Here is a 14,790-nt window from a genome sequence, read left to right as displayed (position 1 = left end):
TTATAGGACTTTAGTTTTATTTTGCAAATATATACTTAACTCCGAAAGTAACCGAAGAAAAATTTAATCCAAAGTCATATTTGTTAATACTTTTCCCACCGTTCTTATACTTAAGATTTTCATATCCGAACTCACCGATTGTCGCTTCAATAGTCCAATTCTTATTTAAGAAATAATCCAGACCGGGCTTGATATTAACTCCGATTGACGTATACTTCTCCTCTACAGAAAAAGATTCCTGGAAGCTATAACCATTCTGATAATCTACATATGATGATTCCAGATCATATCGAGTTTTTCCAAATTTCATGGGAACTTCTAGTTGTCCAAAAATATACAACTTATCAGTCAGTGTCCAGTATTTTCTTACAAATGGAGCCACTACAAACGCAGAGGGTTTAGCTGTAACATCCTCCACTGAAAAAGCAGAGTTATAGTAGAAAAATTCGCGGGATATTTCCTTACCATTGGTATACCCTATACCTGCACCTACCGCTAGATTAGGTGCTATAAAAACTCCTACAGAAGGAATTACTTTAAACTCTTCTTTAGAATCTCCTGTGTTTTTATAGTTGTTTTTAAAATAGCCTGCTTGTCCTGAGACATACACTGTACCCTTATTAATCTGGGCGCTAGACAAGCCAAAAAATGCTACAACACCAGCAAGTAATAATTTTTTCATGGTTTATAATTTTAAATCTAAAACAGAAAAAGTCCTAAGAAAAACTTAGGACTTTAGATTATAGTATTTTGTTAATTACTTAGCAAAAACATATTTAACACCGATAGAAACTGACGCTAAGTCAAGTCCGAATCTGTAGTTATCGATACTTTTAGCATTTTTGTACTTAAAGTTGCTGTATCCGAAATCTCCGATTGTAGCTTCGATAGTCCAGTTCTTGTTTAAGAAATAATCTAAACCTGGCTTAATAGAAACTCCAAATGCATTGTAAGTTGCTTTTGTACTTGTAGTATTGTTAAGAATAGAAACGTCTCTTTTGTCAGTTCCGAATTCCATTGGTACAGATAACTGACCGAAGATATAAAACTTCTCTCCTAAAGTCCAGTACTTTCTTGCGAAAGGCTCAACTACAACAGCAGAGTTACGAGTTTTAGTATAAGCATTGTCAACAGTCATTTTATCAACATTAGAAGCATATCCTACACCTACCCCAATAGCTACATTAGTTCCAACGAAATATCCTACAGTTGGGATTACTCTGAAATTATCTACTTTTCTATCGTTATTGTTATTCTCAGTTGATGAATATCCAACAGTTCCAGAAAGGTAAGTAGTTCCTTGAGCAATCTGAGCATTAGATAAACCGAAAAGTGCAACAGCACCCGCTAATAATAATTTTTTCATTTTTAAAAAATTTTAATACTTTCTGAGGGCAAATTTACAGCGGGGTACCCTAATATTAAAATTTGTTAATATGATTAATATCACCCATGAATACTAGCATTTTACGACAATAAAATGTACCTAATAGAGACCTTTAACTTTTTCACAAATTTTAACATAAAAAAACTCCAATTTTGCAATTGGAGTTAAGAAATTTTAACATTTCTAATATTTTATCTCAGGTAGAAGTTATATCCAATGTTAATAGCACCTACTGTAGAGCTGGTTCTGTACCATCCAAAGTCACGTCTGTTGCTTATATTCTGATATCCTAAATACAATTCTCCTTTCGCCATCTGATATCCGAATTTCGGCTGAGCATAGAAACCACCATCAATCCCGTCTTTTACAGAAATTGCATATCCAAGATCCAATCCTACAAATACAGGAGCACCTGAAAACTTATACTTTCCTGAAACAGCTACAGGAATAAATCCAAAGTCATCAAAGTTATTCTTTCCTATAAAGTGAGAATATCCGGTAGCAACTCCCAGATCAAAACCTTTGGCAATATTCCACATATAAGATGCATCCAATCCTAAAGTAAATGATGAAACATCACTCGCATCAGCTACAGGAATTCCAAGATGAGCTCCTAACTTAAAACCTTCTTGCGCCTGAGCAGCACCTCCTAAAAACGCAAAAGCGCCTAATAACAATAGTTTTTTCATTTTTAAAATAGTTTGTTTGATGGCGCAAAAATAATATTTATTTTTCATTCTAACACCCACCAATCGTAAATAAAAAAACCACTTATTAATAAGTGGTTTAAAATATTTCAAAATAGTTTTAATACTATATCTATTATTCGTTTCTTAGTCTTTTATCTTCATCATTATAAGCCAAAATAATCTTTCTTACTACAGGGTGTCTTACTACATCCTCTTCTGTAAGATGTACAAAACCGATCTCATTAACCCCATGCAAAATTCTCATGGCTTCTTTCAGGCCTGATTGCTGATTTTTAGGTAAATCGATCTGACTTGGATCTCCTGTAATAATAAACTTAGCATTCATCCCCATTCTGGTAAGGAACATTTTCATCTGGGCATGGGTTGTATTTTGAGCTTCATCCAGGATAACAAAAGCATCATCCAGCGTCCGCCCTCTCATAAAAGCTAAGGGTGCTACCTCGATTACTTTCTTCTCCATAAAGCCTTCCAGCTTTTCGTGTGGGATCATATCTCTAAGCGCATCATATAAAGGCTGTAAATACGGATCCAGCTTCTCTTTGAGATCACCAGGTAAGAAACCTAAACTCTCCCCCGCTTCTACTGCCGGTCTTGTAAGGATAATTCTTTTAACTTCTTTATCCCTTAATGCCCTTGCAGCCAAAGCTACACTAGTATATGTTTTACCCGTCCCTGCAGGGCCAATAGCAAATACCATATCTTTTTTTTCTGTTTCTTTTACCAGCTTTTTAAGATTGGTTGTCTTAGCCTTTATTATTTTACCGTTAACTCCTTTTACAATAATATCCTGATCAAAAATCAATTGTTTTTCATTCTCATCTTTAATATTAAGAATGTTTTCAACATCTTTAAGTCCAATAGAATTATTTTTAGAAATAAACTTTACAATATCATCAAGTTTTTGTTTAAATATATCTAGAGCTTCCTGATTTCCCATTGCAAAAATATAATGGTCTCTGCCGGTAACTTTAAGGGTTGGAAAGCTTGATTTTATTAAGTTGAAATATTGGTTATTAACTCCATAGAAGAGTTTCGCATCGATCTCTTCCAAATCATATGTTAATTCAAACATGTAAGCATTTTTTTATTAGAGTCTAATTTAAAGTTTTTTTTCCAAACGCATATTAATTTTGTTATCCACAATCCTCATTTTAGCAGGATTTAATCACAAGTCGCTACTTCTTAGCTAAATAAATTATATTTCAGCTTTAAAATAAGAAACAAAGATCCTGGTCATCTTATATTTTTAAGAAGAAATGCCACTATAGTTTTTATTGTCCTCTTCTTTTTATTTAGTATTTAAAAAACTGTATTATTTTTGCTTTACTGCCTCGAAATTGACATTCTGCAACACTGCATTTTTATCATATTTTATGACTTATAATCATATGATTTTCCTTTATTTTAAATAAATTTGCAAGATCAGTATCATTCCACAATTATAAAATGTCAATTATTACCCTTACTTCGGATTTCGGAAATTTAGATTACAGAGTTTCTGCTGTGAAAGGCAAAATTCTTTCTCTAAATCCAGAGGTGAATATTATTGATATCACCCACGAAATACAGGTATACAACCTTATACAAACTTCATATATTGTAAGAAATGCCTATAAACATTTCCCTAAAGGCACCATTCATATTTTATCGGTAGACAGTTTTTATCATAAATCCCGCAGAAACATTTTATATAAAGCTGATGGCTCTTATTTTCTGGCTGCAGACAATGGCTTGTTAAGTCTTATCTTCTTTGATATAAAGCCCGAAGCTATTTATGAGATTACCCTAAACAACAGGTTTGATGACGTTATCAACTTCACTTCAACAGATATTTTTGTTCCTGCAGCAGTGCATTTGGCTAATGGAGGGCTACCGGAAGTTATTGGAAGAAAGATCAAAAACGCCAAGGAGCTTCTCTTCCCTAGACCAGTATATAACGAGACCGAAAAAATGATTATCGGTGAAGTCATGTATATCGATAATTTCGGAAATATCATTTCCAATATCAGCAAAGACTTTTTCGAAACAGTAGGTAAAGGACATGAAAGCTTTACGGTTAAATTCAGAAACTTAAGCCTTTCAAAAATATTTTCAAGCCATACGGAAGTAGTATCCGATTGGGAAAGAGAAACAGAATTTCACGGACAATCCGCTGCCATTTTCAATGACAGTCAATTGCTGGAGCTTACCATCTATAAAGGGAGCAAAAAGAATGGAGCCAAAAGTTTATTTGGACTGAATATCGGTGGAAATATTTACATCGAATTTTCGTAACATTATATATTCCGTAAAAAAACCGATTTTTTTTATATATTTGTCAAAATCTAAAAAATAAAAATGGCAGAGTACAAATTATTGCTTCCTTCCATGGGAGAAGGTGTTATGGAAGCTACAATTATCACTTGGTTATTCAATGAGGGTGATCATGTGAAGGAGGATGATTCCGTAGTAGAAATCGCAACAGATAAGGTAGATTCAGACGTTCCGACACCAGTTTCGGGAAAAATTGTGAAAATCCTAAAGCAAAAGGATGAAGTTGCAAAAGTTGGTGAAGCCATTGCTATTTTAGAAATTGAAGGAGAAGGCGGAAACACAGCTTCAGAAGAAGTAAAAGAAGAAGCCCCAACTTCAGCACCTGATTCGGAAACACTGAAAACAATCGAAGAGCCTTTTAATACAGGAAACGCTGCGGTTGAATTTTCAGGAGATCTTTATTTATCACCACTTGTAAAATCTATTGCACAACAAGAAAATATTTCTGAAACCGAACTTAAATCCATCAAAGGAAGTGGTTTGGAAGGAAGAATTACAAAAGAAGATATTTTAGCTTACGTAAACAACAGAGGAAGCCAGCCTCAAACAACTCCGGCAGTTCAGCAAACTGTTTCAACTCCTCAGCCAGCTGCGACAACTCCTGTTGTTACTCCAATTTCCGTATCTGCAGGTGATGAAGTCATTCCGATGGACAGAATGAGAAAAATCATCGCTGAAAATATGGTAAAAGCAAAACACATTGCTCCACACGTTACCTCTTTCATCGAAACAGATGTTACTAATGTTGTAAAATGGAGAAATAAACATAAAGATTTATTCGAAAAACGTGAAGGTGAAAAATTGACGTTCATGCCGATTTTCGTAAAAGCCATTGTAAAAGCAATTCAGGACTATCCGATGATTAATGTTTCTGTAAATGGTGATAACATCATTAAAAAGAAAAACATCAATATCGGTATGGCTACTGCCCTTCCTGATGGAAACCTTATTGTTCCTGTTATCAAAAATGCGGATCAATTATCTCTTTCAGGATTAGCCAAAGCAATCAATGATTTAGCATTCAGAGCAAGAAATAAAAAATTAAGACCTGAAGACACTCAGGGAGCAACATATACTATTTCTAACGTAGGAAGCTTTGGAAATTTAATGGGAACTCCTATTATTCCTCAGCCTCAGGTAGCGATCCTGGCTATCGGAGCTATTGTTAAAAAGCCGGCAGTACTTGAAACTAAAGATGGTGATGTGATTGCTATCCGTCAGTTAATGTTTATGTCTCACTCTTATGACCATAGAGTTGTAGATGGCTCTTTAGGAGGAATGTTCCTAAAGCATGTTCACGATTACCTTCAGAACTGGGATCTGAACACAGAAATATAATAAGTAAGGAATAAATAACATTCCTTTCCCAATATAAACCTTCGAATTGATTCGGAGGTTTTTTTATTATTGGATTTATAAGTAAATAATATTACATTTAAAAAAACTTTAGATGATGAACTTTATAATAAAAAAGACCGACCTGTTTTGGCCTCTGAAAGGACTCATATATCCTATCACACCTATTATTTTACGTTTTCATACTACACAAAATCTTGCTACGAAATATGCGTGAAATATTTATTTATGTACGGAGAGCTCTTAAAAAATCCTTTGATAACATTCGGAATGAACAGCTGAAAAACAATCTTCTTCAGGCTATTCCTTTTTGGATAGGTTCTGTAATCACAGGTTTTTTCGCCGTTATGTATGCCAAAATATTTGCTTGGGGAGAAAACCTTTTAAACTTTATTTTCGACTGGCATTCCTGGATGATTTTTATTATTGCTCCCATTGGTTTTGTTTTATCTTGGTGGCTGGTGAAGGAATTTGCTCCTAATGCCAAAGGGAGTGGAATTCCGCAGGTTATGGCGGCTGTAGAATTAGCAAATCCCAAGGAACATAAAAGAATCAGGAGCCTATTAAGTATTAAAATCATCTTTTTCAAGATTATTTCATCCGTTATTCTGGTCATTGGAGGTGGTGCTGTGGGTCGTGAAGGACCTACTATACAAATCGCAGGTTCCATTTTTAGAAAAGTCAATGAATACCTTCCGGAATGGTGGCCGAAAATTTCCAAGAAAAATATGATTATGACAGGTGCAGCAGCAGGATTGGCAGCAGCCTTCAATACCCCACTTGGAGGAATTGTATTTGCTGTGGAAGAACTTTCAAAAACCCATATCAATTATTTTAAAACAGCCCTTTTTACAGCGGTAATTATTGCAGGACTCACTGCCCAGACATTGGCAGGTTCTTATTTATATCTGGGATATCCGAAAACCAATGATGTCACATTAATGGTTATGTTTCCTATTATTCTCGTTGCAGGTACTGCGGGAATTTTAGCAAGTCAGCTTTCTGTCATCATGCTCAGAGTAAGCAGCTGGAAAAAGAAAAACCTGAAAACAGACAGAGCTAATGTACTATTTCTTGTAGCTTGTGCACTGGTTATTGCCTCTATTGCCTACTTTATTAACAGGGAAATTCTGGGATCAGGAAAAGAAATTATGGAAAGAGTGCTTTTCACTAAGGATAAACATGAAGAATGGTATGTTCCTATTTTAAGAATGCTGGGACCAGCATTATCATTTACATCAGGTGGTGCTGGTGGTATTTTTGCCCCGGCTCTATCAGCCGGAGCAAGTATAGGTTCTGTCATATCAGGAGTGATTCATCTCACCCAAAACGAAACGAACGTTGTCGTTCTTGCCGGAATGGTGGCTTTCCTTACAGGGATTACACGAGCTCCATTTACTTCGGCGATTATCGTTCTGGAAATGACAGACAGACATTCATTAATTTTCCATCTGATGCTCGCAGGAATGGTATCTTCTATTGCCTCTATTCTGGTAAGCAGACACTCATTGTACGATGTGATTAAAATAAACTTCCTGACAGAAGTTAGAAGTCAAAAAGAAGATGATGTTTAATCTTTTTTAAGCATCATCTTTAAATCTTTCATTGCTTCTAATATATCAGCTGCTACTTCATGGTCCGTTATTTTAATAACGAGCTTACTCAATTCTCTTTTTGATTTTGTGATTTTATATGTCACAATATTCAAGTAGGCAATATTATCTTTTCTTCTGGAAATATTATGGAATGTGACTATTTTACTTAAGTCCCACCAGTCTCCTTCTTTCACCACACGATCTTTCATGTTGACAGAGTTAATCTTAATATTATCTCCTTCAAATTTGGCACGTAAAGCAAGGTCTTTTCTATCCCTATCTATTCCGAATTCATCAATTTTACGCACAATAAATTCTTTCACTTCAGCCTCGGTCTTGTACTTCCCTAATACTTCAGTTTTTCCGTTACTATAAATTATTTCATAAATTTCCGATCTATCCATAGAACGTACAGGTCCATCAGGGTTATCCAGTTCCTGATACGTAATATTTGAGTCTCCAATCTCGACAACTTTTGCTTCAAAGCTTTGTCCGTTTTTCTTAGAAATTTTATCCTGAGAATAAAAAAACGTTCCAGCTAGCAGCAATGGTAAAACGTAATAATTAATTTTCATATTTTGATTGTTTTTTAAGGAACACGAAAATACAAAAATTCACAGTATTGTGCAAAACGCAGCCGTTCCGAGTAATTGCCTCCTGTAGAGGATTATTAAAAAGATACATGAAGTATTGTATATTAGAAATATTATATTTAATTTTGCACCTCGAAATAATTAACAAATTCATTTAACATTATGAACAATTACGAAACTGTTTTCATTTTAACTCCCGTTCTATCTGATGCTCAGGTGGAGGAAGCAGTGAAAAAATTTGAAGATCTTTTAAAAGAAAAGAACTGTGAAATCGTTGCTAAAGAAAACTGGGGATTAAAAAAATTAGCTTATCCGATCCAATTAAAAAAGAACGGATTCTATACTTTAATCGAGTTTAAAGGAGAAGGTACTGTCGTTGCTGATTTAGAATTAGCTTTCAAACGTGACGAAAGAGTTATCCGTTACCTTACTACTAAACTTGACAAGCACGCTATTGATTACGCTGTAACAAGAAGAACAAAAGTAAAAGTAGCTAAAGCTTAATTATTAACCCAATTTAAAAAGACAAGACATGGCAATAGATGAAATGGCTAAACAAGCCTCAGCTGGAGGAGAATCAGAAGTAAAATTCCTTACTCCACTTGATATCAATACAAAATCTGAAAAGAAATATTGTAGATTCAAAAAATTCGGAATTAAGCATGTAGATTATAAAGATGCTGATTTCTTATTACAGTTCGTAAACGAGCAGGGTAAAATTTTACCAAGAAGATACACTGGAACTTCTTTAAAATATCAAAGAAAAGTTTCTGCTGCTATCAAAAGAGCAAGACACCTTGCTTTAATGCCTTACGTAGCTGACTTATTAAAGTAAGATTACAAAAAAAATAAATAAGAGAAGGAGGCTTGCCTTCTTCTTTTGTTGCTGAATTAATTAATAAATTCTAACGAAGGAAAGAGAAACCCGGAACACAAAACCCGGAACTCGGAACTCTAAAACGGACAACAACAATGGAAATTATCTTAAAAAAAGACGTAGAAAACTTAGGTCTTGAGTTTGATACAGTAAATGTAAAACCAGGTTATGCTAGAAACTTCTTACTTCCTCAGGGAATTGCTCTTTTAGCTACACCAAAAAATAAAGCTACTCTAGAAGCTACTTTAGAAGCTAGAAAAGAAGAAGAAGCTAAATTAATTGCTGCTGCTAACGCTGTAGTTGAGCAATTAAAGAAAACAAATATTACTATTCCTGCTAAAGTTGGATCTGGTGATAAATTGTTCGGATCTATCAACAACGCTGACCTTTCTGCAGCTCTTGCTAAAGCTGGTGTTGAAGTAGAGAAGAAATATATCAAAATTCCAGGGAACACAATTAAGAGAACTGGTAAAGTAACTGCTATTATCAGATTACACAGAAATGTAGAATACAACTTTGAATTCGATGTTGTATCTGATGCTCCTGTTGTAGCTGCTCCTGCTGCTGCTAAAAAAGAAGAAGCTAAATCTGAAGAAGAAGCTTAAGAATAAGCTAGACTTTTCAAAATATATAAACCACTTCATTATTGAGGTGGTTTTTTTGTAGTTAGTGGGAAGATATTAATGTATTAACAAATTATTATTCATTGGAGCTAAGAGAAATTAATTAATTGAAAATCTCTTCAATGATGTACATTTCAACCTATTACCTATTACCTATTACCTATTACCTATTACCTATTACCTATTCTCCTTTCAATTTCTGCTGATATTCCGTCGGTGGTACTCCGATTACCTTTTTAAAGATATTACTGAAAGAAGACAGGCTGTTGTACCCTACCATCATCGCAATCTCGTACATATTATACTTTCCTTCCAACATGAGCTCCAGGGACCTTGTAATTCTTAAAGCACGCAGGAAACGGACGTAATTCATCCCTAAAATCTCTTTAAACTTCCTTGATAAGGTTCTGGTACTCATTCCGAACTCTTTGGCCGTAGATTCAATCGTAAGGCTCTTTTCAAGATTAGCATGGATATATTTTGCAATCTTCAGTAAAGTTTCATCTTTTGGAAAAGGATGCTGAACAGGAAATGCCAGCTTCTTATCTCTTTTTTCCGGTAAAATCCCTTTTAAAGCTTTGAGAAAATAATATCTTGCTCCATCATTTTTTGTGATTTTCCCATCCCAGTCTTTTGTGTATAAAATCATCTCCCTAAGCAGATGACTTACAGAATAAATATTGATTTCATCAAAAAAGCCATTTTCTTCTTCCTCTTTTTTAAAATAAAAATTATATAAATCTACTTTTGGGCTGGAAGTAAAAATGTAATGCGGGAGCCCAGCCGGAATCCACATAAAACATCTTGCGGGAAGATACCAGTGTTTAAGTTCTGTAAAAATATGTACAATACCCCCCTCTGCATAGACCAACTGGGCAGAACTATGGTTATGAATGTCTGTTTTTATATTCCCGGTTAATACGTGATATACATAAAACTCTGCATCTTCTTCTTCTACTGCTTTAAAATGGCTATCATTCATGGGATAAAGGTAATCAGAATTTTTCTATTTGGCGTAAATGAGCAAATATTTTTCTGTTTTCACAAATCAGCTCTTTAGCTACTCAGCGTACCTTTGCATTATCAAAATCAATTTAGCAAAAAACCTTTAAAAAATTTATGAAAATGATATTTGACGCATGCAGATATCAATGCATTGCGTTGTGCTTATTATTGATAAGCAATCTTCTACAATCGCAAATGATCGATTATCAACATCTCAATCTACAGCAGGCTGTAGAACTAGGTCTGAGGAATAACAAAAATATTCTGATCAGCCATCTCAAACAAACAATGTCTGAAACCAAAGAAAAAGATCTTAAAATGGAAAGGCTCCCGGACATTGAATTCCACACCAGCTACAATCAAGTATCCAATCTCTTTCAACATGAAAATGGAGTATTTGGAAAGGCCACAAAGTATGATATCATCAACGGAATGTATGATTTTACACTATCAGCCTCTATTCCTGTCTATATGGGTGGTAAAATAAAAAATGCAGAAAAAAAAGGGTCTATTGACAGTGAAATTTCAACATTAAGAACACAGCTGGATGAAAGACAGCTTAAAATGGAGATTATTACCGCTTTTCTTCAAATTCATCACTTAAGAGAGCAGCAGGACCTTATCAATGAAAAAATGAAGGAGGATTCTGTAAACATTAAACAGGTAAAAGCACTAAAAAATAATGGTGTAGTTACCTTTAATGAAGTATTAAGAACATCTCTTCAGCTTTCCAATCATAAGATGAGCTGGACAGAGTTGGACAATGATATCCAGATTGCTGAACATAAGCTTAAAACCATTTTATCTCTGCCGGATCAACAGGAAATGCATACGGATACAGAAGATCTGGTTTCAGAGAATGCCGAAATCCCATACATCAATGAGCTAACGGATACTGCCTTACAAAAGAATGAATCTGTTGAAATTACCAAGAAAAACCTGTCTTTAAAAGAGATTGATCAGAAAATAGTAAAAGCTAACTATTTACCAAAAATAACAGCTGGCGGGGAATATTTTCTTAAGTATCCCAATATGATGTTTTTCCCTCCCGAGCCCTATGCCTACCGTTTGGGAATGATCGGAGTAAACCTTACCTATCCTATTGAAAATTTGTATAAGAATAAATACAAAATGCAAGAAGCTAGAGAAAATATCGATTTGGCAAAACTCCAGATCGAAGAAAAAGAGGAAGATCTGAAGCATCATGTATATGAGGCTTACAAAAAGTTTGAAGAAACAGATCAAAAAGTAAAAATTGCAGAAGAAGCAATCAATCAGGCAAAGGAAAACTACCGGATTGTAAAAACTAAATACATCAATAAGCTGAGTTTGATCACAGAGCTTATCGATGCCGATAATACGTATCTGGAAGCACAGTCCAATCTTATTTCCGTAAAAATCAACCGACAACTTAAATACTACCAACTTCAATACACTATTGGAAATCTATAAAAGCTATGACAAAGAAGCAACTGACTAAAAAAGAAGAAAGAATCAATAAGACGATTACTTTATTAGCCTGGATTCTCATCATTAGTGGAATCACAGGGATGGTAAGTTTTTATCTTTTTTCAAGAAAGAATGTAACAACCAATGATGCCCAGATCGAGCAGTATATAACGCCTGTCTCAAGTAAAGTACCCGGGTTTATCAAAACCATAAAGTTCGACGAGAACCAATTTGTTCACAAAGGGGATACCCTAATTGTTATTGACAATCGTGAATTCGTGAATCAGGTAAAAATGGCTGAAGCCAGTCTTCATGCTAATTCTGAAAATATAGCCACAATCAAAAGCGGCGTTAATACTAAAGAAAGCGATACTAAAATCATCGATGCTAAAATAGCTTCTGCTAAAATCGATATATGGAGAACAGAACAGGACTACAAAAGATATAGGAATCTGGTGGCTGAAGATGCCGCGACAGAACAACAGTTCGAAAATGTTAAGGCTTCATATGATCAGGCTAAAGCCAACCTTCTAGCATTGGAACAGCAAAAAAATGCAATTCGGGCAGGGGCTACTGAGCAGGAAACCAAGGTTGCGCCTGCAAAAAGCCAGATTCAACAAAGCTCTGCCAGCCTTAATAATGCTAAATTATTCCTTTCCTATACCGTAGTTACGGCTCCTTATGACGGATGGGTAGGCAAAAAAACAATCCAGGAAGGTCAGCTGATTAAAGAAGGACAAGCACTGGTTCAGATGGTGAGCAAAGAAAAATGGATTATTGCTAATTATAAAGAAACACAATTGGGACAGATAGACCAGAAGCAGGAAGTGACCATCGAAGCAGATGCATTCCCTGATATGAAATTTAAAGGAAAGATCCTATCCATATCCCCAGCCTCCGGTTCACAGTTCTCGCTGGTAAAACCTGATAATGCAACCGGAAATTTTGTCAAAATAGAGCAAAGATTTCCTGTAAAAATTATTTTAGATAACAACCAGGATAATGAAAAGCTGCTTTCCGGAATGAACGTTCTCGTAAGTGCAAAGAAACTCTAGGAGTTATAAGTTATGAAGTATGAGTTATTAGATTCGGATGCGAGGTTCGAGTTTCGAGGTCATAAATCAATATATCATTTTTGCCGTAAATTCAACTTCCAACTTTTAATAAGTACTATGAATCTACTACCTCAGATCCCGTGCCTCGCATCTCGAAACTAGATCCTTGGAACCAATTACTAATCTCCCTAATCCCTCCTACCTAACTACTGCTACCTACCACCTAACCTCTCAAAACATGCAACATAATTCAGTTTATTATAAATGGGTACCACAATGGCTGAAACTGCCACTTCTTATTCTGGCATTGTTTCCCCACCTGATGTTATTATCGATTCTGCATTCTAATAGTGCCTTCACTTCATCTTTTATGGATGTAGACTCAGATGACGTCCAATACTTATTGATTTTGATGTACGGTACATTTGTGGTTACCCTTTTAGTTTTACAGCGATTTATGGCCTACTTCAGCGTTAAATATTATATCCTGCTGATGTCCTCGGTCTCTGTAATTATTTTGTACGTATTATCCATTACTAATGACTATCATGTGATTCTTGTGATTCGTTTTCTCGAAGGAATTTTCGGACTACTGGAGGGTGCTATATTTTTACCACTCATCATTGCAGAGCTCAATACCAGACATGCTAAGGTGATTGCTTATCTTTTCATGTATACGATTATGCTTACGGGGGGAACTATTACCACTTCCTTATTAAAATCAAGCATTCAGGATTATGACTTTCAACATATGATCTTAATGATTCTTTATTTCCACATCTTCGTATTAATCATAGGAATTGCGATTTTTAATAAAAACAGATTTTTCCCGAAAAAACCGTTATATCAACTGGACATTCCAAGCTGGTTCTTGTTATGGGCTTGTCTGCAATCAGGAGCTTATGCTATTATTTATGGTAAAAGACTGATGTGGTTTGAATCGGATACTATTATTACATGCTTGTTTATATTCATGATTTCCGGAGGACTTTTTATTCTAAAACAGAGAAATTCAAAAAGACCTATTTTTCATTTCGAGGTGTTCAACTCCAAAAATGTCATTGTCGGAATGATTTTATTTTTCATCTTTTATCTGATCCGCTCAGGATTGAATAATGTGTATAGCATTATGGCTACCGTGTGGAAATGGCCGTGGGACTATATCGTTGATATCCAGTATTGGAATGTCGCCGGAACTCTTATAGGAGTGTTTTTATCTGGTATTTGTTTAATGAAAGGAGTATCATCCAGAATCGTCTTCTTCACTGGATTCTTGTTATTGGCGATAGACTGTGCCTGGTTTACCTACACTTTTTATCCTGATACTACCCTTTCTACCATTTGCCCGCCTTTATTTTTACAGGGTATTGCGCAAGGGCTTCTATTCACACCATTGGTTTTCTTTTTAATTGCAGGACTTCCTGAAGATTATGTGGCGAATGGAACTGCAATGGGTACCACTACCCGTTTCTGGACCACTGCTATCGGCTATGCTTTGATGCAGAATCTGATGTTGTTTCTTACCCTGAAACATTCTGATACATTGAGCTATAATTTAACCGATACTAATCCTGTCTTTTACTCTCAATGGAATCAAATTTTCGGAGCTCAAATTGCAAAATTACCTGTCAACGAATCTTTATCAATGACAGCAGGTGCCTTTAAAGCCAAAATTACTGCTCAGTCTATGCTGCTTTCCAATATGGAAATATTTACCGGATTATTCTGGCTAGCACTGATTACAGCTCTCCTATTACTTTTATACCATCCAGCTAAAATTGCCATTAGAAACATTATGTAAAATTTTAGGCAGAAAATTTGCAGTAC

15 protein-coding genes are annotated in these 14,790 nt (G+C 35.1%); 9 read left to right on the top strand and 6 right to left on the bottom strand.

Annotated features, from left to right (window positions below; genetic code table 11):
- Nucleotides 1-16: 16 nt before the first annotated feature.
- The 4 genes from CJF12_RS03035 to CJF12_RS03020 form a co-directional block, all read right to left on the bottom strand.
- Entirely contained in the window at nt 17-682 is a 666-nt protein-coding gene (locus CJF12_RS03035) for an outer membrane beta-barrel protein (protein WP_034681722.1), read from the bottom strand.
- A gap of 75 nt (nt 683-757) precedes the next feature.
- Complete coding sequence (locus CJF12_RS03030; RefSeq protein ID WP_034681725.1) at nt 758-1,366, bottom strand: outer membrane beta-barrel protein; 609 nt, start codon at nt 1,364-1,366, stop codon at nt 758-760.
- 212 nt (nt 1,367-1,578) lie between these two features.
- Complete coding sequence (locus tag CJF12_RS03025; RefSeq protein ID WP_034682007.1) at nt 1,579-2,076, bottom strand: hypothetical protein; 498 nt, start codon at nt 2,074-2,076, stop codon at nt 1,579-1,581.
- Between the two features lie 133 nt (nt 2,077-2,209).
- A complete protein-coding gene (locus tag CJF12_RS03020; RefSeq protein WP_034681727.1) occupies nt 2,210-3,169 on the bottom strand; it encodes a PhoH family protein in 960 nt (319 codons plus the stop codon).
- Between the two features lie 374 nt (nt 3,170-3,543).
- On the opposite strand from CJF12_RS03020, the gene CJF12_RS03015 reads away from it, so the two are divergent.
- The 3 genes from CJF12_RS03015 (at nt 3,544) to CJF12_RS03005 (ending at nt 7,340) form a co-directional block, all read left to right on the top strand.
- Entirely contained in the window at nt 3,544-4,371 is an 828-nt protein-coding gene (locus CJF12_RS03015; RefSeq protein WP_034681729.1) for an SAM hydrolase/SAM-dependent halogenase family protein, read from the top strand.
- Nucleotides 4,372-4,434: 63 nt separating this feature from the next.
- On the top strand, nt 4,435-5,748 hold the full coding sequence (locus tag CJF12_RS03010) for a dihydrolipoamide acetyltransferase family protein (RefSeq protein WP_034681731.1): 1,314 nt from the start codon (nt 4,435-4,437) through the stop codon (nt 5,746-5,748).
- Nucleotides 5,749-5,975: 227 nt separating this feature from the next.
- The gene (locus CJF12_RS03005) at nt 5,976-7,340 is read left to right on the top strand and encodes a chloride channel protein (protein WP_034681734.1); all 1,365 of its coding nucleotides are present in this window, start codon (nt 5,976-5,978) and stop codon (nt 7,338-7,340) included.
- Here CJF12_RS03005 and CJF12_RS03000 read toward each other — a convergent pair.
- Nucleotides 7,337-7,936 (bottom strand): hypothetical protein, encoded by a 600-nt coding sequence (locus tag CJF12_RS03000; protein WP_034681736.1) that lies wholly within the window; start codon nt 7,934-7,936, stop codon nt 7,337-7,339. The two genes, CJF12_RS03005 and CJF12_RS03000, sit on opposite strands and share 4 nt — an antisense overlap.
- Nucleotides 7,937-8,116: 180 nt before the next feature.
- On the opposite strand from CJF12_RS03000, the gene rpsF reads away from it, so the two are divergent.
- From rpsF to rplI, 3 genes are all read left to right on the top strand, one after another.
- Nucleotides 8,117-8,458, top strand: coding sequence for a 30S ribosomal protein S6 (gene rpsF, locus CJF12_RS02995; protein ID WP_034681739.1), 342 nt, complete (start codon nt 8,117-8,119; stop codon nt 8,456-8,458).
- A gap of 28 nt (nt 8,459-8,486) precedes the next feature.
- Nucleotides 8,487-8,789 carry a 30S ribosomal protein S18 gene (rpsR, locus tag CJF12_RS02990; RefSeq protein WP_007844708.1) on the top strand — a complete coding sequence of 101 codons (303 nt, stop codon included), beginning with the start codon at nt 8,487-8,489 and terminating at the stop codon, nt 8,787-8,789.
- Nucleotides 8,790-8,926: 137 nt separating this feature from the next.
- Entirely contained in the window at nt 8,927-9,436 is a 510-nt protein-coding gene (gene rplI / locus CJF12_RS02985; RefSeq protein WP_034681742.1) for a 50S ribosomal protein L9, read from the top strand.
- 199 nt (nt 9,437-9,635) lie between these two features.
- Here rplI and CJF12_RS02980 read toward each other — a convergent pair whose 3' ends face one another.
- On the bottom strand, nt 9,636-10,436 hold the full coding sequence (locus CJF12_RS02980; RefSeq protein WP_034681745.1) for a helix-turn-helix domain-containing protein: 801 nt from the start codon (nt 10,434-10,436) through the stop codon (nt 9,636-9,638).
- 137 nt (nt 10,437-10,573) lie between these two features.
- On the opposite strand from CJF12_RS02980, the gene CJF12_RS02975 reads away from it, so the two are divergent.
- The 3 genes from CJF12_RS02975 to CJF12_RS02965 all read left to right on the top strand — a co-directional run bounded on the left by CJF12_RS02975 (nt 10,574) and on the right by CJF12_RS02965 (nt 14,764).
- The gene (locus CJF12_RS02975; RefSeq protein ID WP_228379057.1) at nt 10,574-11,911 is read left to right on the top strand and encodes a TolC family protein; all 1,338 of its coding nucleotides are present in this window, start codon (nt 10,574-10,576) and stop codon (nt 11,909-11,911) included.
- A 5-nt stretch (nt 11,912-11,916) separates the two neighbouring features.
- Nucleotides 11,917-12,963 (top strand): HlyD family secretion protein, encoded by a 1,047-nt coding sequence (locus CJF12_RS02970; protein WP_034681756.1) that lies wholly within the window; start codon nt 11,917-11,919, stop codon nt 12,961-12,963.
- Between the two features lie 238 nt (nt 12,964-13,201).
- Nucleotides 13,202-14,764, top strand: coding sequence for an MFS transporter (locus tag CJF12_RS02965; RefSeq protein WP_131329483.1), 1,563 nt, complete (start codon nt 13,202-13,204; stop codon nt 14,762-14,764).
- The last annotated feature ends 26 nt before the right edge of the window (nt 14,765-14,790 follow it).

The sequence above is a fragment of the Chryseobacterium piperi genome (assembly GCF_002285635.2).
GTDB lineage: Bacteria > Bacteroidota > Bacteroidia > Flavobacteriales > Weeksellaceae > Chryseobacterium > Chryseobacterium piperi.
Note: the sequence above shows the minus strand (reverse complement) of the source record. Positions and strands in the feature narration are given on the sequence as shown.

Coding starts and splice junctions, on each gene's coding strand:
- CJF12_RS03035 (WP_034681722.1), bottom strand. CDS start 682: ATGAAAAAATTATTACTTGCTGGTGTTGTAGCATTTTTTGGCTTGTCT.
- CJF12_RS03030 (WP_034681725.1), bottom strand. CDS start 1,366: ATGAAAAAATTATTATTAGCGGGTGCTGTTGCACTTTTCGGTTTATCT.
- CJF12_RS03025 (WP_034682007.1), bottom strand. CDS start 2,076: ATGAAAAAACTATTGTTATTAGGCGCTTTTGCGTTTTTAGGAGGTGCT.
- CJF12_RS03020 (WP_034681727.1), bottom strand. CDS start 3,169: ATGTTTGAATTAACATATGATTTGGAAGAGATCGATGCGAAACTCTTC.
- CJF12_RS03015 (WP_034681729.1), top strand. CDS start 3,544: ATGTCAATTATTACCCTTACTTCGGATTTCGGAAATTTAGATTACAGA.
- CJF12_RS03010 (WP_034681731.1), top strand. CDS start 4,435: ATGGCAGAGTACAAATTATTGCTTCCTTCCATGGGAGAAGGTGTTATG.
- CJF12_RS03005 (WP_034681734.1), top strand. CDS start 5,976: ATGCGTGAAATATTTATTTATGTACGGAGAGCTCTTAAAAAATCCTTT.
- CJF12_RS03000 (WP_034681736.1), bottom strand. CDS start 7,936: ATGAAAATTAATTATTACGTTTTACCATTGCTGCTAGCTGGAACGTTT.
- rpsF (WP_034681739.1), top strand. CDS start 8,117: ATGAACAATTACGAAACTGTTTTCATTTTAACTCCCGTTCTATCTGAT.
- rpsR (WP_007844708.1), top strand. CDS start 8,487: ATGGCAATAGATGAAATGGCTAAACAAGCCTCAGCTGGAGGAGAATCA.
- rplI (WP_034681742.1), top strand. CDS start 8,927: ATGGAAATTATCTTAAAAAAAGACGTAGAAAACTTAGGTCTTGAGTTT.
- CJF12_RS02980 (WP_034681745.1), bottom strand. CDS start 10,436: ATGAATGATAGCCATTTTAAAGCAGTAGAAGAAGAAGATGCAGAGTTT.
- CJF12_RS02975 (WP_228379057.1), top strand. CDS start 10,574: ATGAAAATGATATTTGACGCATGCAGATATCAATGCATTGCGTTGTGC.
- CJF12_RS02970 (WP_034681756.1), top strand. CDS start 11,917: ATGACAAAGAAGCAACTGACTAAAAAAGAAGAAAGAATCAATAAGACG.
- CJF12_RS02965 (WP_131329483.1), top strand. CDS start 13,202: ATGCAACATAATTCAGTTTATTATAAATGGGTACCACAATGGCTGAAA.